This is a genomic window from Paenibacillus sp. J22P15, from assembly GCF_056269345.1.
Genome location: NZ_JBWDNT010000006.1, coordinates 1 through 20,220, shown reverse-complemented (window position 1 = coordinate 20,220; position 20,220 = coordinate 1). Strand labels below are relative to the sequence as shown.

General features: G+C 46.4%; 12 protein-coding genes and 1 rRNA gene. 12 read left to right on the top strand and 1 reads right to left on the bottom strand.

Translation table 11 applies throughout. The features are described 5' to 3' along the window. Nucleotides 1-15: 15 nt before the first annotated feature. Together AC0YN6_RS15055 and AC0YN6_RS15050 are read left to right on the top strand one after the other, a co-directional pair. On the top strand, nt 16-3,789 hold the full coding sequence (locus AC0YN6_RS15055; RefSeq protein ID WP_475747805.1) for an S-layer homology domain-containing protein: 3,774 nt from the start codon (nt 16-18) through the stop codon (nt 3,787-3,789). A 296-nt stretch (nt 3,790-4,085) separates the two neighbouring features. Then, on the top strand, nt 4,086-4,301 hold the full coding sequence (locus AC0YN6_RS15050; RefSeq protein WP_475747804.1) for a hypothetical protein: 216 nt from the start codon (nt 4,086-4,088) through the stop codon (nt 4,299-4,301). A gap of 63 nt (nt 4,302-4,364) precedes the next feature. Here the strand turns inward: AC0YN6_RS15050 and AC0YN6_RS15045 are convergent, their stop codons facing one another. Continuing rightward, nucleotides 4,365-5,333, bottom strand: coding sequence for a sugar phosphate isomerase/epimerase family protein (locus AC0YN6_RS15045; RefSeq protein WP_475747802.1), 969 nt, complete (start codon nt 5,331-5,333; stop codon nt 4,365-4,367). A gap of 308 nt (nt 5,334-5,641) precedes the next feature. On the opposite strand from AC0YN6_RS15045, the gene AC0YN6_RS15040 reads away from it, so the two are divergent. The 10 genes from AC0YN6_RS15040 to AC0YN6_RS14995 form a co-directional block, all read left to right on the top strand. After that, on the top strand, nt 5,642-6,757 hold the full coding sequence (locus AC0YN6_RS15040) for a S1C family serine protease (RefSeq protein ID WP_475747801.1): 1,116 nt from the start codon (nt 5,642-5,644) through the stop codon (nt 6,755-6,757). A 64-nt stretch (nt 6,758-6,821) separates the two neighbouring features. Then, the gene (locus AC0YN6_RS15035; RefSeq protein ID WP_475747800.1) at nt 6,822-8,747 is read left to right on the top strand and encodes a stalk domain-containing protein; all 1,926 of its coding nucleotides are present in this window, start codon (nt 6,822-6,824) and stop codon (nt 8,745-8,747) included. Between the two features lie 177 nt (nt 8,748-8,924). Then, nucleotides 8,925-11,456 (top strand): U32 family peptidase, encoded by a 2,532-nt coding sequence (locus AC0YN6_RS15030; protein WP_475747799.1) that lies wholly within the window; start codon nt 8,925-8,927, stop codon nt 11,454-11,456. Between the two features lie 149 nt (nt 11,457-11,605). Next, nucleotides 11,606-12,178, top strand: coding sequence for an RNA polymerase sigma factor (locus AC0YN6_RS15025; RefSeq protein WP_475747797.1), 573 nt, complete (start codon nt 11,606-11,608; stop codon nt 12,176-12,178). Next, entirely contained in the window at nt 12,162-12,503 is a 342-nt protein-coding gene (locus AC0YN6_RS15020) for a hypothetical protein (RefSeq protein ID WP_475747796.1), read from the top strand. The genes AC0YN6_RS15025 and AC0YN6_RS15020 overlap by 17 nt, the downstream gene beginning before the upstream one ends. Then, on the top strand, nt 12,500-13,972 hold the full coding sequence (locus AC0YN6_RS15015) for a carboxypeptidase-like regulatory domain-containing protein (RefSeq protein WP_475747794.1): 1,473 nt from the start codon (nt 12,500-12,502) through the stop codon (nt 13,970-13,972). Before AC0YN6_RS15020 ends, AC0YN6_RS15015 begins: the two co-directional genes overlap by 4 nt. 91 nt (nt 13,973-14,063) lie before the next feature. Continuing rightward, nucleotides 14,064-14,759, top strand: a complete 696-nt coding sequence (gene pcrB, locus AC0YN6_RS15010) for a heptaprenylglyceryl phosphate synthase (RefSeq protein WP_475747792.1) — start codon at nt 14,064-14,066, stop codon at nt 14,757-14,759. A 279-nt stretch (nt 14,760-15,038) separates the two neighbouring features. Beyond that, on the top strand, nt 15,039-17,438 hold the full coding sequence (gene pcrA, locus AC0YN6_RS15005) for a DNA helicase PcrA (protein ID WP_475747790.1): 2,400 nt from the start codon (nt 15,039-15,041) through the stop codon (nt 17,436-17,438). A 63-nt stretch (nt 17,439-17,501) separates the two neighbouring features. After that, the gene (gene ligA, locus AC0YN6_RS15000; RefSeq protein WP_475748110.1) at nt 17,502-19,502 is read left to right on the top strand and encodes an NAD-dependent DNA ligase LigA; all 2,001 of its coding nucleotides are present in this window, start codon (nt 17,502-17,504) and stop codon (nt 19,500-19,502) included. A gap of 537 nt (nt 19,503-20,039) precedes the next feature. Then, nucleotides 20,040-20,220 (top strand): 16S ribosomal RNA (locus AC0YN6_RS14995); the annotation flags it as partial.

Here is a 20,220-nt window from a genome sequence, read left to right as displayed (position 1 = left end):
AGGAGGATGATATTTTTGAAACAATTTATTAAGCAAAAGCTTGTATCTATGGTTCTTTTAGTCCCACTCTTAACGACAATAGCAATTCCCGCTATATCAGCACAGGAGTCGAGTTTCCCATCGGAAGACTCGCAGCCGTTAGCTATAGCGGAACAGACGGTGACAGGCTCAACGTATTATATTAGTAATGAAGGCAATGACGAAAATGACGGCAAATCGGAAGATAAAGCTTGGGCATCGCTAGAGAAGGTCAGTGGCGTAAACTGGCAGCCTGGAGATCGAATTTTATTCAAAGCTGGAGACGTATGGAACGGCTCATTAAAGCTAAGAGGGATCTCAGGCACCAAAGAAGCGCCAATTGTCTTCGATAAATATGGAAATGATGATCCTTCGGTAAGACCGATTATTAACGGGAATGGAACAACAACGACTGAGAAATCAGCTATCATTCAAAATTATACAAGCGTGAAGGATAAGACGTTATCCGCTACGATCGACGTCGTCGACGGCAGCTACCTACAGTTTCATAATTTCGAATTAACGAATAAAAACCCTGACGTTATCTCACAACGGTCTGGCATTAATATTAGAACGGCCTCGACAAATGTAGCGGAATGGGAAGCCAATCCACATCTTGGAATCGTCATTAAAAACAACTATATTCACGATGTCGATGGAAACCCTTCGGGCTGGAAAATAGGCAGTGGAGGTATTCTGATTCTTGGTAATATCGAGGATGTACTCGTTGAGGGAAATACGGTTGAACGGGTAGATATAGAAGGGATTCGAAATGCGGGTCTCTATCGTGAAGGTGATACGAAAGCCAATTTTCCGAGAGTTCTGAGAAATGTGGTGTTCAATAATAACTATGTTGCTGATGTGCAGGGTGACGGCTTCGTTATGAGCAACGTGGGCAGCAACGGCAGAATGGAATACAATACGGTCGTCAGGCATTCTGCGAAAAATGTAGGCAATGTCAATTATGCCGGCCTCTGGGTCATTGGCGTCAAGGATATGGTCATTCAATATAATGAAGTGTATGGCGGTATTTACGGTTACAACGATGGACAGGCCTTTGATGTGGATATGTTTAGTGAAGGGACTCTCTATCAATATAACTACAGTCATAGCAATCGTGGTGGATTCATTCTATTTATGAGCGGCTCTACAAACTCTCTCGTCCGCTATAATATTAGTGTGAATGATGGGGATGGGCGATATATATTCCATTACCTACCGACTACACTCGGTGATGCTCCGCTAATTCATAACAATACTTTCTTTACGGATGCGCATGTACAGACAAAGCTGATCAGCGATCCTGGAAAATACTTAAGGATGTATAATAACATCTTTTACTCCAAAGCCAATACAACGATTGGACAAGATCGTTTTGCTGGCGGCGAAGTGAAAAATAATATCTTTTATCCGGGCAGCGAGTACGTGGATTTGAAGTTGACTGGATTATCATTGGAACAAAACTTGTTCGCGAGTCCGCAATTCGCAAGAGCGGGTGAAGAACCGAAAGATATTATTAATGCTAGTCAAAGCACGTTCGATGTAGAGAAATTGAATGGATACAAATTACTGCCAGGTTCGCCAGCAATCGATGCGGGCATGGATATGACGGCCTTGACGCCATCGGTATGGGCCCCTGCAACAAAAGATTTCTTTAATAATCCGATTACGTCAGCTGCTAAAGTGGATATCGGAGCGCATGAATATTCGGCCGATGCACCAAGTGAGCAGACACCAGAGGTTATGCCTCAAACTATTGTTATTGATAAGCCTGTGATAGAGCTGCATGCTAAGCACAAAGGCGAGAAGATGACAGCTTCAGTTGGGCCTACAAATGCCTGGTTTAAAGGAATCAAATGGTCAAGCAGTAATCCTGCAGTAGCCGCTATTAATTCGCAAGGTTTTGTATCACCGCTGCTTGAGGGCGAAGCGATCATTACGGCTGAAAGCACCATTAATCCAAATGTAAAAGCGGAAGCACGCGTCATTGTTCATGCACCTTCAAAGGTCGTATCTTATATGGTTGCTTCGGATGAAACGGAGCTATCGGACGAGAAGACTACGCTGCAGTTAAGAATTGACGGCGTAACGGAGGATCAAAATACGATCGAATACGCGGATTATCATCAAGTGGAGTATGTGACGGATAATGAGAATGTCGTTATAGATTCGTTGACAGGCAAGCTTGAAGTGATCGGCGAACTAACGGGTGTCACAGAGGTTGAGGTTTCTGCTAAGGTGCAGGAATACAAGGATCTGGTCTACTCGGAGAGTTTCGAGAATGGCTGGAATGACTTCATGCCGGAGACGGGTACGAGTATTACGACGGGCACTATTTCTGATAAAGTCGCTTATCATGGCGATCAAAGTGCGCTATATGTTGTCGGAAACGGCAGTAATGCCATTCAAAAGGTGTTTGGCGGCAAGCAGCAGGGCGTCGTATCAATGATGCTTTATGATGACGGCTCGGAAAGCTCGAAGACGCGGGTTGTTGCGCATGTCGGAAATGCAAGAAGCAGCTTGCTGGCAGGTATGGGCTTATTGTATGATGGCAGCGCCTATGGGTCACTGGATTATTATTCGGTAAGGGCAAGCGCATCTTCAACCGCATGGGAGGCAACGTCGGTCAAGCGAAGTGTTGGCTGGCATGAACTGAAGTGGGACTATACATCGGGAACAGACTTAAAGATGTATATCGATGGTCAATTGGTGAAAACAACGACTGCGATTGCAAGCTTCGACAGAATCGTACTCGGTTACTTATGGGATAGTGCAAATGGACGTACATTTGCTTTCGACAATATTAAATATTCTTCGACTGGCGAATTGATTTCAATGCCAACCAAAGCGCTAACTCTTCATGTGAAACAACCAGAGCCAGAAGCGCCAACATGGGAAAATGGGACATTGACCGCTTCGAATGTGACTCAGACAGGGGTAACTTTAAATTGGACATCGGCTGTCGATGCGCCTAGCATCACAGAGTATGTTATTTACAAAGATGGCGAGAAACTGGCGAGCGTAGCAGGTAGTGTTTACAGCTACCAAGCGAGCGGATTGTCAGCGGATACGTCATACACGTTCAAGATTGAAGCAGGAAACGAAAGCGGTAAGTGGAGCACAGATGGCCCGAGCGTTGTCGTCAAAACGAACGCGGAGACCTCACCACCTGACGGGGGGACAACCAATCCTGGTCCAGTGAGTCCAGGCGGAAAAGATCCTGAGGAACCGACACCTGGCATTGTTCTAACTGATATTGGCGGACATTGGGCGTCAGAAGCCATTAAACAAGCTGTTCAGCTTAAATTCATTAATGGTTATACCGATAATTCCTTCCGTCCAAATGCAAGTGTAACGCGTGCAGAGTTTGCTGCAATGCTTGCAAGAGCGCTGCATCTAGAAGAAAAAGGTAACGCTGAATTTGCAGACATAGATCATATTCCTGCATGGGCAAGACCTTATATTTCGAGTGTGGTGAACGCGGGTATCGCCAGCGGGTTCGAAGATAATACTTACCGTCCGGCTCAAGCCATTACGCGCGTAGAGGTTGCAGCTATGATCGTCCGTGCGAAGAAGCTGCCTCTTGAGAACAATGCAGAGCTATCGTTCAAAGATGCTAATGAAATCCCGAATTGGGCTAAGCCTTATGTGGCAGCAGCATTTAAAGCGAATCTGATTCAAGGCAGAGATGGCGGTATATTCGCTCCTGCGGATAATGCAACAAGAGCAGAAGCTGTGACCTTGATATTAGCACTGCTGAATAGTAAATAGTTGGTTTAAGGATCGGGAAGAGTGTTTGCTTCCCGATTCCTTTTTTAGTTATTTCATTATTTCATAAAGAGTACAAGATCATTCATCATTTTCAAGAAGCTGTTATAGATCATGGAAGAGATGGACAATTTATATGTGCAGGGCTTAGTAATGAAAGCGGACTCCAAGCTAAAGATTCACTTTTTTTAGTAAATCGTGACAAAGTTGTTACGAATGTAGATTCGGACTTGCGCCTAGAGCCACAAAAAGCTAACATATAGTAAAATAGGTTACGTGCGAAAAAAGGAGGTCCCTTCATGTTTTTGGCAGAAGAAGCAGCTAAAACAGCAAGTAAAATTGCTACTTTCGATTGGTTTATGTTGGCCTTTACCGTATTGATCGCAATCGGTTTCGTTCGACTATTGACCGCTCGTCCGAAGAAAAACATTTTTGCAATCGGTTTTACAGCAGTCTCGCTCGCATTGTTCTTGTTGATCGATTTTATTATGATCACAAAAGTTTGGCTCGCGTAACAGCATACATAGAAAAAGGTCTGCCGGACAAGTCCGGCAGACCTTTTTCTGTATTTATAAGCTTTAAACCCACCACATCTCGCCAAGCGGCTCGCGGATAAGGATTTGTTGTAGATTTTGAACGGCTTTCGTGAAGCCTTCGTCAACGGACATCAAGCCGTCTTCATGCTCGATGCTGACAACGTAGTCATAGCCGACTAGACGAAGTGCACTGAGGATATCAGCCCAAGTTTTCATGTCATGACCATATCCAACCGTACGGAACTGCCAAGCGCGATCCAGCATTAGAGCGTAGGATTGCATATCTGTAACACCATGATGATTCACGTTGATTGGATCAATCGTTGTATCCTTAGCATGGAAGTGATGGATTGCTCCAGCGCGTCCAAGGATATGTACCGCTTGAACCGGATCAATACCTTGCCACCACATATGACTAGGATCGAGGTTAGCACCGATTGCATTTCCAGCCGCTTCACGAAGACGAAGCATTGTTGCAGGGCTGTGAACGGAGAAACCACCATGAAGCTCAAGGCCCATCTTCACGCCGCTTGCTTCAGCAAGTTTACCGATCTCAGACCAATATGGAATAACTTTTGCTTCCCATTGCCATTTCAAAATGTCTTGGAAATCATTCGGCCAAGGAGCGACCGGCCAGTTCGGATATTTTGCATCCTCATGATCACCAGGGCAGCCTGAGAATGTATTTACAACGGAAACCTCAAGGCGGTTAGCAAGCTCGATCGTTTTACGAATAACTTCATCATGCTCTGTTGAGATCGCTTTTTGAGGGTGCAATGGGTTACCGTGACAGCTAAGTGCACTGATCATCAAACCACGCGATTCCACCGCATGTTTAAACGCTTTCAGTTTACCTTCGTCAGCAAGCAAACCATCTAGGTCACAGTGTGCGTTGCCAGGGTAACCGCCAGTTCCGATTTCGATTGCATCGAGTCCTTTGGATGCGATATAGTCGAGTGCTTCCTCGAACGGTTTTTGTGCAAAAAGTACGCTAAATACTCCTAATTTCATTGATTCATATACCTCCCGAATCCATCGATATGGATTGATTTAGTAGTCACGTCTAGTATAACACTTCTATTATCAGAACACATACCAGAAAGTATATTTGACAAAATAGCATAATAATTAAACAAAACAAGCGCAGTACGTGAATCGCTAGCGGTATTTAGTAAAATTTTAGGAGATGAAATCTATCGATTTTCATTGTTGGACTTGGGAAATTATGCTATATTACAACGGGTTGCTAGTGCTTCATGCACAAGAAATGATTATTCGAGTGAATGGTCCAAACTATGAAAAATGGGGAGAGTGGCTTCGTGAAAAGCAGCTTGCTGCGTATTTGCGGCTTCCTAGTATTAGGAGCGATTGTTGCAGCAGGAACAGTATGGGGTGCTGGTGCAGGCAGCACTGCTACACATACGATGAATGCTGCTAAGATTAATGGCGAGGTATATGTCAAAGCAAGCTCGTTAACGAATGCGCTTGGCGGAACAGGTACGTTTGATTCAAAGACGAACACGTATGTGTACACGCCAGTCGATATTCCGTCGGTGGTGAAGAAGGTATCGCCTTCCGTCGTTGCTATTATTGGCAAACCGAAGGATATAGGTACAGCGGATCCAAGGTATGCGCTCGCGCATGGAACCGGAGTTATTATCCGGGCAGATGGCTGGATCGTGACGAATGCGCATGTTGTAGAAGACATGACTAATCTGGTTGTCGTTACAGCGGGCGGTAAGCAGTATGATGCAGAACGTACGCATCACGATGAGGCTAGTGATCTTGCGTTAGTAAAAATTAAAGCAACAAAACTTCCCATTGCAAAGCTTGCTCCGTCACCTCTTAAAGTTCAGGTAGGCGAGACAGTTGTAGCTATTGGAACTCCGGTATCTTTCGCGCTTCGTAATACAGCAACAAGCGGCATTCTCAGCGGAATGAACCGAAGTATTTCTTCTGCCTACAATTTGCTGCAAACGGATGCTTCTATTAACCCGGGCAATAGTGGCGGGCCGCTTGTAAATATGAAGGGTGAGGTCATAGGCATTAATTCATTGAAATTTGTAGAGGTTGGAGTTGAGAATCTTGGATTTTCCATTCCCGCGGACACCGTTCAATATGTGACGAATCATTTCTTCAAATACGGGCATGTCAAACGTGCATCGCTTGGTCTCGGACTAGAGGAAAGCTGGTCAGCGATAATCGGCATTCCAACTTCTGATCCGTTAACGGTCAAGTCAGTGACGTCAGCAGCGGCCAAAAAAGCGGGTATTCAAAACGGTGATTTTCTCTATAAGGTGGCAGGCAAGCAGGTATCAACGATCGTTGAGCTTAATGAGCTGCTAAAAAGCTACTTACCTGGTCAACAAGTAGAAGTCATGCTGCAAATCGATGGGGATCTTGTGACCCGTAAGCTAACGCTAGTCGAGGGTTAAGCAGCAAGCAGCAAGATTAAGACAAAGAACATGGCAATTATCTAATGATAAGGGGATATTGGAAATGAAATTAAATAGGTATAAAAGAATGTTAACGATGTTTTTGCCAGTTTTGCTTATTATAGCAATGCTGCCGATGGCCGCATTCGCCGCAGAGACTGACAATAAGGTCGAGGTTCGCTTGAAGGCGGGCAGCAAAACGGTCAAAATTAATGGAACAGCTTCAACAGTAGAAGCTCCATTCGTAAGCAGCGGCACAACAATGGTTCCGCTTAAGGTCATCACTAATGCTTTTGGAGCTGGACTTAAATTGGAAAATGGCAATGTTATAACACTTACTTACAATGACCGCAAGGTTGTTTTGACCTTCGGCAGCAAAACGGTAAAAGTGAATGGTGCAGCTAAAACAGTTGCTGTGGCTCCTGTTGTGGTTAAAGGTTCAACGATGGTACCGCTGCGCGTTATCGTTGAAGCTTTTGGCGCAAAACTTTCAACAGACAATAAGACAAAAGAAACGGTAATTGTGGGAATGCGTGCGCAAACTTCAGGATCTGGCGGCACGTCGATCGATTCGGATTTTGGTAAAACCAAAGTGGGTGACAGCTACCATGGATGGTCTTTGAAATATCCAGCAGGTCTAGTGCAAGTTCTCCAAAGCGATAATGGGGATCATGTGAAATGGGCAGATACAACAGATGATTCCAAGATCGCTGCGCAAGTGAATGTGATGTCTACTCGTATTGGTGATGACATACTGTCAAGCGAAGAGCAGAGAGAATTGTTAATGTCCTATTATGATGAAGATGAGATTACAGTAGACAAACGTACCATCACAGTAGGCGGTTTAACCTTTGAGAAGGTTGTAAGCTATGCGAAACAAACCAAAATGTATTATGAGTATCGCGGAATTCAGAAAAAGGATACGTACTACATCGTTATTGTCGGAGCGAAGGGCGCGGATAAAAAGGTATTGAATAGCTACGATACGTTTTTGAATAGCTTTGTACCTTCCTTCAACCAAGCGGATAAAACGCTCAAAGATATTACGAAGGTGAAGGATGGCTTGATAACATTTAAGGATGCTGATTATGGGCTGACTGTTAAGCTGCCGGCAGACTGGTACAGTGATCTAGAAAGCACGACACCGTGGTATGAGAATGATACAGATGCTTTCTACTTCTCGTTCTCATCAATAACTGCTGGAGTTACGAGTGAAAATTGGGCAGCTCGTCGTGAGGCACGAATTCGTGAAGATTTCGTCAGCTCTAGTCTTCGCAATTTTGCAACGACATCGATTTCCTTGAAGAATGGCAAAGCAGCAGTGCTCAGCTATGATCTGGCGTTCGATGCAGATACCTGGTTTACCTACCATGAGATTGCTTTCTTCTCTGGAGAATATCAATACTCGATAAACTATATGTACCCTTCTTCCAATAGTGAGAACAGTAAACTAATTTTCAATCAGATTATGGCTTCAGTAGATATTAATACAACTTTTATTGAGAAAAATTATGGAAGTGTTGAGGACAACAGTGAATTAGTTGATCGCAGCATAAAAACAACGAAACGCAGCTCTACCTACGGATATTCTATTGAGATCCCTACATACTGGTATGGTTTGCAAAACAACTTTAATGAAGATGAGGTTCTCTATTCCTTTAGTGCGGGTGAATTTAATGTATTCGAGACGGAAGATACAGCAGTAGAGCTCGTTGCTTCGATTACTGATTTCACCAAATCGGCTGAAGGCATCGCTAATGGTATAAGCATTAAAGAATCTAATTCAATTACTATTAATGGTAAACAAGCGCGGCATTTAGTCGTTCAAGCAAAGCAAACAGAAGAAACTCTGCCTTATTTAGAATCGTACTATATCTTTGATTCTTCAAAGGGTGCGATCGTGTTCAGAATTGCGATTTATGATAACCGTGCAACCGAAAGCAATCTTAAAATCGTTAATGACGTGGTACAATCGATTCGCTTTAATTAATTGAGACTGTAACCGAAAGACCGATTCCTTATTGGAGGGATCGGTCTTTTTGACGATTCAATTTGGGTTCAACCATCTATCGCTTCGCGATGCCAGTATTGTGTAGTGGTATAGATGTCTGTGGTTTGTTAAGATAGTAGAAGCAGGTTTCAAGAATGAGAGGGATTGATAGGTAATATGACAGATACAATAATTAGATCGGACATAGAGCTGCTGGCTCCGGCTGGCGATTGGGATTGCATGAGAGCGGCAGTAGCAAATGGCGCAGATGCAATATTTTTTGGTGTGGAGAAGTTTAATGCACGTGCACGCGCGAACAACTTCCGCAGTGAGGAACTGCCGGAAATTATGGCGTTTCTGCATACGTATGGCGTAAAAGGCTTCCTGACGTTTAACATTCTCGTGTTTGAAGATGAGCTGAGAGACGCGCAGAAGCTAATCGAAATGTGTATCGAAGCGGGCGTTGATGCGGTAATTGTACAGGATCTCGGCTTAGTGAAGCTGATTCGTGAGCTGTCACCGGACTTTCCAATTCACGGCTCCACACAAATGACGATAACGTCACCTGAGGCTGTAGAGTTTACTAAGCCATTTGGTCTGGAGCGGGTCGTGCTCGGACGTGAAAATAATTTGAAGCAAATCCGTACAATCGGCGATCAAGCGAAGCTGCCGATGGAAGTGTTCGTACACGGAGCGCTTTGCGTATCGTATTCGGGTCAATGTCTGACGTCCGAGATGTGGGGAGGACGCTCAGCGAATCGCGGTGAATGCGCGCAGGCTTGCCGGCTGCCGTACGACTTGATGGTCGATGGCGAGGTTCAGCCGATGGGAGACATTGCGTATTTGCTGTCGCCGAAGGATTTGGCGGCGATTGATATTGTGCCGGAGCTCATCCAAGCGGGCGTAACGTCGTTTAAAATTGAAGGACGTCTCAAAAGTCCGGAGTATGTTGCGAATGTCGTGAGCAAGTATCGTCGCGCGATCGATAAATATTTTGACGGCGACTTGTCGAAGCCGTCAGTGGAGGATGTGCGTGAGCTGCAGCAAAGCTTCTCGCGCGGCTTCACGCATGGTTTCCTATCGGGAACGAACAACAAGATGCTTGTGGAAGGCACGTTCCCGAAAAGCCGCGGTGTCTACCTCGGCCGTGTAGAGCGCATTATGCGCGATGCAGTTACAATCAAGATCGAAGCGCCGTTAAAGCGCGGTGATGGCATTGTGTTTGACGCAGGCGATCCGACGAAGAAGGAAGAGGGCGGCCGCGTCTACGATATCCGCCGTCAAGGCGTGAAAATCGAAGGCGAAGCGCAGGAAGGCATATTGATCGAGCTGGTAGCTGGACGCAATGATGTTGATTTGCGTAAGGTTCATGTAGGCGACCGTGTATGGAAAACGAACGATCCGGCGCTGGATAGACGCCTGAGAGCGTCATTCGAAACAGAAAAGCCGTACCGTGTATTCCCGCTTCATGTTAGAGTGACGGGTGCGCTTGGACAACCGATGCGTACATGGTGGACGGATGTGCAGAAGGGGACGACTGTTGAAGTCGCGACAGAGATTGATTTGGAACAGGCACAGAAGCGCCCGATGGATGCAGCGCTGCTTGAAGATCAGTTGGGTCGTTTAGGCGGCACTGTATATCAGCTTGAGAAGCTGGAAGTCGAGCTGCAAGGTGATTTGATCGTACCGATCCGTGAACTGAACAGACTGCGCCGTGAAGCTGTTGAGCTGCTTGCGGGTGAGCGTCCGAAGCCGCCTGTCTATGTGAAGAATGCGATGTTCTCGAGCAAGGATGCTGTTTTGGCGGATGCAGCGACAAAGGATGTTTTGGCTCCGAATAACGGAAAAGACGCTAATTTGATTGCATTATGCCGCAGCTTGGAACAGGTGCAGGCCGCAGTCAAAACCGATGTCTCTTATGTCTATGCTGATTTTGAGTTTATTAAGCAATTCCCAGCAGCGGTAGCAGCTGCCCGTGAAGCAGGCAAGCCTATTGCACTGGCTACGCCGCGCATTCATATGCCGGGAGAGAACGGCTACCATGCAAATATATTGAAGCTGCAGCCGGATGCAGTACTCATTCGGAACACAGGAGCGTTGTATTACTATCTGCGTGCTCGCGCTGCTAACCCGGATAAGCCATTCCCTAAGCTGATTGGTGATTTCTCTCTTAATGTAGCGAACCACAAAGCAGTAAACCTGTTCAAGGACGTTGGACTTGATATGATTACACCATCGTATGATTTGAACATTCAGCAGATGGTTGATTTGCTGGAAAACTCGGATACATCGATGCTGGAAGTGGTTATCCATCAGCATTTGCCAATGTTCCACACCGAGCATTGCGTATATTGCACCTTTATGAGCGAAGGGACAGACTTCACGAACTGCGGTCGTCCTTGCGAGGAGAAACGCGCATCTTTGCAGGATCGTATCGGAATGGCTCACCCTGTTCGTGTTGACGAAGGCTGCCGCAATACGGTGTACAATGCTGTTGAGCAATCGGGTGCCGAGTATATTCGCAATTTTGTAGGCATGGGCGTATCCAACTTCCGCGTTGAGTTTTTGGAAGAAACGCCGGAGAAGGTGCTTGAAGTACTTTCGTTATACCGCGATGCACTTGATGGCCGTATAAGCGGCACACAAGTATGGCGCAGCCTGAAAGCTATCAATCAGCTTGGCGTTACGCGTGGACAGCTTGTCAAATAACAAATAGTAAGCTTAACAACTAACAAATGCCGTCTTCTCTGTGATAGGGAGGGCGGTGTTTTTTTTGTGCTATAAAAATAAAAGGGAATGATTTGCAACCATTTGCACATCAAAACGCATCTTTACTTATAGAGAGGGCAGGTGGACGGATGAGCGTGGAGCAACAAGTGACAGAACGACTGAAAAGCGGTGACGGCTCCGCGCTGAAATGGCTGATGGAGCAGTACGGCAATGATATTTTGCGGACAGCTGCTTTGCTGCTGAAGGACCACCACTTGGCTGAGGATGTGAGCCAGGAAGTGTTTATCACTGCCTTTCAAAAAATAAACCAATACCGCGGCTATGGCAGCCTGCGCGGCTGGCTGCTGCAAATGACGATCAATCGCTGCCGCAGCAAGATGAGGCTCGTTTCGTGGAAGAGGCTTCTGTTTCGAGAGACGACCGGAGAAGAAATGAAAGCCCATAGTCACATGATTAATTCAACGGATGCTGAAATAGAGCGATGGGCGCTGAGCTTGTCGCTTCGCGAAACGATAGAGGTTATGCCGCTCAAATATCGTGAAGTCATTGTACTGTACTACTATCAGGAGCTGACCACGAAAGAAATTGCTCAAGTGCTCGGTGAATCCGAGAACACAATCAAAAGCAAGCTGCTGAGAGGGCGCAGACTGCTTCGACATCAATTAGAGGAAGGAGGCTGGCAGGATGAAACAAGAGCATGATACACAAAGCATACGCAAACAATTGGACAGGGAGCTGGCAGATGTACAGTTCAATGACCAGCTTCAGAGGGCTGTACTAACGCAAGCATCTCCTCCTTCATTCTGGAATCGCGAGGTGCGTATTCCTGGAGTTGCCGTTGCCATTATCCTCGCTATGCTTGTAGCTGTACCCGTTATTGGATGGAAGCACTTAACGTCATCCACATCATTCCCCAAAACCTACGAAGCGGAGCGGCCGCTTGAGAAGGATGATAAGCTGATATTTCTAGCTGGAGGCACGTATTACGAATCGGAGCTCCTTGAAGGGTGGTCGAGGGTAAAATGATTCGAATGAAAGTGAAAACAATGGCGATGATGCTTTCGATTCTTATTTTAGGAGCAGGGATTGGTTATTTCACCTTGCCGTACTTGATCTATCAAACTGGGAACTACGATGTTTTATTGAAGTGGTTTCCTAAAAATGACCGTTTGGATTCAGCGCTAATCTTGGAGGCAGAAGCGGGTATGCAGTTCGCATCATCCACTGGAGACGAGCATATCTTTATTTTTCCATCAAGCAGCTCGTCAAGCGGACAGGAATCAACCGAGCAGGATCGTGAACTTGCGATAAACAAACTTCAATTTTTAATACAGAAATATTCAACGTCGCAATATATTAATGGGGTTAAGTTCAATTTGGGAAAGCTGTATATGTGTAATAAAGAGTGGGACAAAGCAGACCAGATTTTTAATGAGCTTGCGTCAGTTACAAATTCGGCGGGGTTCTTTCAATATGAAGAGCTGCGGACCTATCAAGCTATGCTAAATACAAGACACGTCAGACCAGATAACCAAGCGTCTATCACCGGAAAAGTTATGATTGGCGGACAACCGGCAGCAGATGTATTTGTCGTACTGCACCGCAAGGACGACAATGGTTGGAGCTCACCGCCTTTCATGGATTACCCCGTAGCGATTACTGACAAGGATGGCGTCTATCGTTTTTATGATATTGAAGCTAATGATTATGAGGTTGGAGTCGGTGTAATGCCAGCTGAGGTGAGCGGTCATTATTTAACACAATCTGCTCGGGAGTATGTAAGTATTGCAGCAGGGAAAACGGAGACATACGATTTTCACTTCGTGCCTCAAGTAACCGCTGTTTCACCCGTCAATAAGGAACAAATAATAGGGGATAAGCTGCGATTTGTTTGGGAGGCGTACCCGGGGGCTGATTATTATCAGCTGTCGATTACGACGATTTTTTGGAACAAAGAAGGTAAAAGAGTTGGTTCCAGTACGGGACTGCTCTCGGATGAGCGTTATACTGGGACGACTGCTGAGTATAGCTTGAAGGAATTGCGAGGATATTCGAGTGGCTTTAGTAAAAGCATGGACTCTACAGGTGGAGTAACCCTTTCGAATACAGGGGTGCTTGGCGCAGTTTTCCCGGGAGGGGATTTCATTTGGTCGGTCGATGCTTATGATGCCAATGGGCGTAAAATATCGAGCTCTGCCGGTTATTACACGGCGCTATTTCAGAGTACTCCTTTGTTTACGGTGCCGGAGGATGGAATGCTCGAAGGGGATCGCTTCGTTATGAAAGGTGATTATGAGGAAGCAATCGCTTCCTACAAGTCTGAAGGAGATAACGATCATGCGCTGCGCGCATTGTCTAGAATGATTTATCATGGCATAACGAAGGAAGACGGTGACCCTGCGGAAGCTTTAATTTATTTGCAGCGGATTAGTGTTCCTAATGATAGTGACAAAGATCTGATGAAACAAGCGCAAGAGAAGCTTGGGCGGAAGTAACCGTTTGACACGGAAATCTCGCTGACATAGCATAGAAGGATAGCAATTATGCGATAATCGATTTTTTTGAAAAAGCGAGGCGTGGACTTTCATGAATGAGGTTTGGTTTTCTAGCTGGAGGCATGTATTTAAGCTCGATCCCGATCGAGACATATCTGATGAACTGCTCGATGAAATTTGTAATTCAGGTACCGATGCAATTATTGTTGGAGGCTCCAGCGGAGTTACTTTTGAGAATACAGTAGATCTCATGGCGAGGATTCGCAGATATGCGGTCGATTGTGCGCTGGAGGTATCCACTCTAGAAGGAGCTGTTCCCGGCTTCGACGGCTATTTTGTACCTCTGGTCTTGAATACGAACAGGGCGGAGTGGATTACCGGACGGCAAACCGAAGGGCTCATTGAATACGGTTCATTCGTGCCTTGGGAGGAAACAGCGGCGCAGGGATATATTATATTGAATGAAGCGGCTACTGCAGCACAGGTTACGGGAGCGCAAACGGAGCTGACGGAAGCGGAGCTCATTGCGCATGTGCGTATGGCTGACAGGCTGATGCGCTTGCCAATCGTTTATTTGGAATATAGCGGTCGCTTTGGTGATATGCAGTTGGTGAAGCGGGCAAGGATGGAAGTGACGCAAGCGAGGTTATTTTATGGCGGCGGCATTGATAATGCAGATAAAGCCCGCCAAGCCGCGGAAGCCGCTCATACGGTTGTTGTCGGCAATATTATATACAGCGATTTGGAAGCGGCGTTGTCGACTGTGGCGGCTGTTAAGAATATCTAATCGTTTCTATTTCTAGATTTCTCAGTCATAAGATGATCATAAGCATCCACAATATTTGTTTTGTTGCTCAACTGTGACAGCAGGATAGGTATAGTGGATGTTTTTTTGATTTGCAGGTACCTAGAAACAATACCTAGAAACAACGCAATAATATGAAGTGCTTCAAAGGGAGTTCAGCCAAGGATGAACAGGCGAATTCCTATATTCTCAAATTGACACAGAGGTAGCCGTTGTCTACACTGGTAAGAGGCGAACATATGCGAACAAAGGAGTCTGAGCATGTTGAATTATTTAAGTATCGAGCAGGCGGTACAGAAGCTGAACCCGCCGCAGCGTGATGCTGTTCAAGCGACTGACGGACCGTTGCTTATTATGGCTGGAGCGGGCAGCGGCAAGACTCGCGTACTGACACATCGAATTGCATACTTAATCGAAAAGAAGCGTGTGGCGCCATGGAGTATTTTGGCTATCACCTTTACGAATAAAGCATCACGAGAGATGCAGGACCGGGTCAGTACACTCGTTGGACCGTCGGGACGGGATATTTGGGTATCCACCTTCCACTCCATGTGTGTACGTATTCTTAGAAGAGACATTGATCGGATCGGATTTACATCGAGCTTTTCTATACTGGATTCCTCGGATCAGCTGTCGGTTATCCGCGGCTGTATGAAGGATATGAATATCGATACGAAGAAGGTTGAGCCGAAGGCAGTACAAGCTGCAATCAGCGGAGCGAAGAACGAATTAATCTCACCCGAGCAATTCGAGCAAAAGGCTGGCGATTATTTTCAAGGCATCGTAGCTCAAGTATTCACGAAATATCAGAAGAAGCTAAGAAGCAACAACTCCCTCGATTTTGACGATCTTATAATGATGACCATTCAATTGTTCAAGGATGTACCCGAGGTGCTTGAGTTTTATCAGAACAAGTTCAGATACATTCACGTCGATGAGTATCAAGATACGAATAGGGCGCAATATATGCTGACCCGCATGCTTGCGGATAAGCATCATAATATTTGTGTGGTCGGCGATAGCGATCAGTCGATCTATCGGTGGCGCGGAGCTGACATTACGAACATTTTAAACTTTGAAGGCGATTATCCCGAGGCGCGGACGATTATGCTGGAGCAAAATTACCGTTCGACGGCGAACATTCTCGATGCGGCGAATGCGGTTATTAAGCTGAATACAGGAAGAAAGCCGAAGAAGCTGTGGACGGATCAAGGCGCTGGTGATTTGATTTCTCTTTACCAAGCGGATACAGAGCATGATGAAGGTTATTTCGTAACGGGCGAAATTCGTAAAAATGTGAATAACGGCTATAAATTTGCCAATCATGCGATATTATACCGTACGAATGCACAGTCGCGGGTAATAGAGGAAATACTGATTAAATCCGATATTCCATACCAAATTGTCGGCGGAATTAAGTTCTATGATCGCAAAGAGATCAAGGACGTGCTCGGATATTTGAAGCTCGTTTCCAATCCGGATGACGATATAAGCTTGGTGCGTATCATCAATGTGCCGAAGCGGGGCATCGGGGATACAACGGTTGGCAAGCTTGCGGATGAAGCGGCGAGAAGAGGTACGTCTATTTACCGCGTATTGAACAACCTTGGCGAGGTAGAGGTGAACGCTCGGACACGTACGTTATTACGCGAGTTTTATGAGATTATCGACAATCTTGCTCGGATGGTTGAGTATTTGTCGGTGACGGAGCTTACCGAGAAAGTGCTGGAGCTGTCGCAGTACCGTATGGAGCTTCATCAAGAGAATACGCTGGAATCAAAAGCGCGTCTTGAGAATATAGATGAGTTTCTATCTGTGACGATGGATTTCGAGAAGCGCAATGAGGATCGGACGCTCGTCGCGTTTCTGACTGATTTGGCGCTCATTGCTGATATTGACTCCTTGAACAAGGATGAAGAAGAGGCTGAGAAGAATAAGGATGCAATTACGCTGATGACTATGCACAGCGCTAAGGGACTTGAGTTCCCTGTCGTCTTCATTATAGGCATGGAGGAGAGCGTATTCCCGCATAGTCGCGCTCTCGCTGATAATGAAGAGCTTGAGGAGGAGCGGCGCCTTGCCTACGTTGGGATTACCCGTGCGGAGAAGCGGCTGTATCTCACTTGCGCGCGGATGAGGACTTTATTTGGCCGCACGAATAGCAATATGCCTTCACGCTTCCTGCAGGAAATTCCGGAGAGCGTAAGAGAAGGAGCCTCAAGCGGCAGCGGCAGCGGCGGTTATTCTCGCGGGGGCGCCGCTCGCAGCGGTGTTAGCGTCACGGGCGGTACAGGTGCGGCTGCGCAGGGCGCGAGCCGCGGGTTTGCCGGGCGCGCGCCAGCTGGCGGTGCGCCTAGTGCAGGAGGCCGTTCCCCAGGTATGGGGGGAACGGGCCCGGCCGCGATGGGCGGCAGAGGCGGCGTGCGTGTTAGCACGCCGCTGCAGGATGCCGCTCGGGCGGCTCAAAGCAGCGGCGCGGCAGGCGATGCCGCGTCTGGAACATTTGCATCAGGCGATAGAGTGTCGCATGGCAAATGGGGGATCGGCGTCATCGTCTCCGTCAAAGGGACGGGCAAGGATATGGAGCTTAATATCGCTTTTCCGGCACCGGTCGGCATTAAGCGATTGCTTGCAGGATTTGCGCCTATAACGAAAGTATAAGGTTGATCAGCCATTTTGGACGATTAGAAGGAGGAGCCTTCCGTGAACGCTCAATTAGAGAGGATGCAACAGCTTGTTGCGATCATTACAGAGCATAATTATCGCTACTACACGCTTGATCAGCCATCAATAAACGATACGGATTATGACAAGCTCTATGATGAGCTTGTTGCGTTGGAGAAAGAGTCGGGTGTACTATTGCCTGAATCTCCAACTCAGCGGGTAGGCGGAGAATTGCTTAAAGGCTTTGATCCTTATAAGCACCGCGCTCGTTTATGGAGTCTGGACAAAGCGCAAAATGTCGAAGACCTGCTCGCATGGAATACGAGATTGCTCAAAGCGGTCGCTGACTATAATGCGAAGAACCCAGAAGCGGAACCTCTTCCAACCCCAAGTTATGTAGTTGAGCTCAAGTTTGACGGCTTGACTTTAAACCTAACTTACGAGGATGGACAGCTGGTTCAAGCGGCAACGCGCGGAAACGGTGCGATCGGGGAAGGTATTCTGCAGCAGGTTAGAACTATTCGTTCGGTGCCGCTTACGATTCCGTGGAGTGACGGTATTGTTGAAGTACAGGGAGAAGGGATCATGCAGCTCTCTGTACTGGCAAAGTACAATGAAACTGCGGCTGAACCGCTCAAGAATGCTCGGAATGCAGCGGCCGGCGCACTGCGCAATCTCAATCCGCGGGTTACGGCGGAGCGGAAGCTGAACGCATTTTTCTATAATATTGGCTACGCTGACGGGGTTGCCTTTACGGATCACCGCGAGATGCAGCAGTTTCTGAAGGATAACCGATTTAAGGTGAACCCTTATGTTACTTATAAAAATACGATCGAAGAGGTACAAGAAGAGCTGCTTCGCGTGACGGAACAACGGGAACAGCTGGATTTCCTCATTGATGGTGCTGTAATTAAAGTCGTGGATATGAGAACCCGTGAAGCGCTCGGCTATACCGATAAGTTTCCTAGGTGGGCAGTTGCCTTTAAGTTTGAAGCAGAAGAAGCGGCAACTGTTCTTGAAGCAGTATCTTGGGAAGTAGGTCGTACCGGTAAAATAACTCCAGTGGCACGTGTTGAGGCTGTTGAGCTTGCTGGTGTAACGGTACAAAACTGTACGCTTAACAATATTGGCGACATCGAACGCAAAAATCTTAAGCATGCACTCGGCACGCTTGTTACGATTCGCCGCTCAAATGATGTCATTCCTGAAATATTGGGCAAAGCAGATGAGGTGCCCGGTGAAGAAATTGTATTCCCAACAGCATGTCCATCCTGCGGCACGGAACTTGAACAGCGCGGAGCTCATCTGTTCTGTAATAATAAGCTCGGCTGTCAGCCGCAAATTATTGGACGCATTACGCATTTTGCTTCTCGGGATGCAATGGACATCGATACTTTCAGCGTCATGACGGCAGAGCAGCTGTACAAAGACTGCGAAGTTCGTGATCCTGCTGATTTGTACGCACTTCTTTATGATGATTTGATCAAACTCGAACGATTCGGTGAGAAAAAGGCTCTTAAGCTGATCGCTGCTTTCGAGAAGTCGAAGGATAGAGAGCTAGCTTCATTCTTATTTGCTCTAGGTATTCCGAATACGGGTAAAGCAACTACAAAAATGTTAGCGGACCACTATGGCAATCTTGATGCAATTATGCAAGCTGAAGCGGCGGAGCTTATTACTCTTCCCGATGTCGGCGGCATTGTAGCTGAGAGCATCGTTGGATTTTTCCAAGACCCGATTATTATCGCAAGTATCGCTAGAATGCGTGAGCTCGGCGTGAAAGCGGAGGCAGAGCAGCAGCTTGTTGCGAGAAACGATAGTGTGTTTAGCGGCAAGACTGTTGTACTAACGGGTACGCTGCCTACGATGTCTAGGGATGAAGCAGCGAAACTGCTTGAAGCGTGCGGCGCCAAAATCTCAGGCAGCGTGTCGAAGAAAACCGATTTCGTTGTAGCAGGTGAAAGTGCGGGAAGCAAGCTGACGAAAGCTCGCGATCTTGGTATTACGGTTATTGAAGAGGAAGCAGAGCTGTTGCGTCTATTAGGCGAAACGGTTAATTAGTAGTAACGTATCACTGAATCAGTAATAAGAAGCTTCGCATTAGCTTATCGTTATTGCTGTTGTTGAAGGAATGATAAGAGGAGTTGTTTCCAAAAGGCTAACGACCTTGAGGAACAGCTCCTTCTTCTATATAGGGCACTTTCTTTGTTCTATATGAGGAAGACTATATGCTTTATAAGCGTGAATGGTTTGACTTAGAATCCGCGCGGCAGCAAGCACAGAGATTGCTCCTAATCGGATTTTGGTTATTCAAAATTCGGTGATATTAAAATAATAGGCAATTGTCATTTTTTTCAACTTGTATTCTGTTTGCGTAAGTGATATATTATTTCTTGTCGCTTCTGAGACACGGCAAACAACTGAATGAGACACAAACATTTGTGAAACAAACTGTTGACACCGTCGACTGAAGATGATAACATAGTTTCTTGTCACGACAAAATGTGACAAACAAGTTCTTTGAAAACTGAACAAATGGATCACGTCGATCCGATAATGTTTTAAATAGCTAGTTAAGTATTGAGCAAGTCAAACACCAATTTGGAGAGTTTGATCCTGGCTCAGGACGAACGCTGGCGGCGTGCCTAATACATGCAAGTCGAGCGGAGTTGATGAGGTGCTTGCACCTCTGATACTTAGCGGCGGACGGGTGAGTAACACGTGGGTAACCTGCCTGTAAGACTGGGATAACATTCGGAAACGAATGCTAATACCGGAT

Excerpts from the sequence above, each read along its gene's own strand:
- AC0YN6_RS15025 (WP_475747797.1), top strand. The coding sequence starts at position 11,606 with ATGAGCGTGGAGCAACAAGTGACAGAACGACTGAAAAGCGGTGACGGC.
- AC0YN6_RS15035 (WP_475747800.1), top strand. The coding sequence starts at position 6,822 with ATGAAATTAAATAGGTATAAAAGAATGTTAACGATGTTTTTGCCAGTT.
- AC0YN6_RS15045 (WP_475747802.1), bottom strand. The coding sequence starts at position 5,333 with ATGAAATTAGGAGTATTTAGCGTACTTTTTGCACAAAAACCGTTCGAG.
- pcrA (WP_475747790.1), top strand. The coding sequence starts at position 15,039 with ATGTTGAATTATTTAAGTATCGAGCAGGCGGTACAGAAGCTGAACCCG.
- AC0YN6_RS15020 (WP_475747796.1), top strand. The coding sequence starts at position 12,162 with ATGAAACAAGAGCATGATACACAAAGCATACGCAAACAATTGGACAGG.
- AC0YN6_RS15015 (WP_475747794.1), top strand. The coding sequence starts at position 12,500 with ATGATTCGAATGAAAGTGAAAACAATGGCGATGATGCTTTCGATTCTT.
- pcrB (WP_475747792.1), top strand. The coding sequence starts at position 14,064 with ATGAATGAGGTTTGGTTTTCTAGCTGGAGGCATGTATTTAAGCTCGAT.
- AC0YN6_RS15050 (WP_475747804.1), top strand. The coding sequence starts at position 4,086 with ATGTTTTTGGCAGAAGAAGCAGCTAAAACAGCAAGTAAAATTGCTACT.
- AC0YN6_RS15030 (WP_475747799.1), top strand. The coding sequence starts at position 8,925 with ATGACAGATACAATAATTAGATCGGACATAGAGCTGCTGGCTCCGGCT.
- ligA (WP_475748110.1), top strand. The coding sequence starts at position 17,502 with ATGCAACAGCTTGTTGCGATCATTACAGAGCATAATTATCGCTACTAC.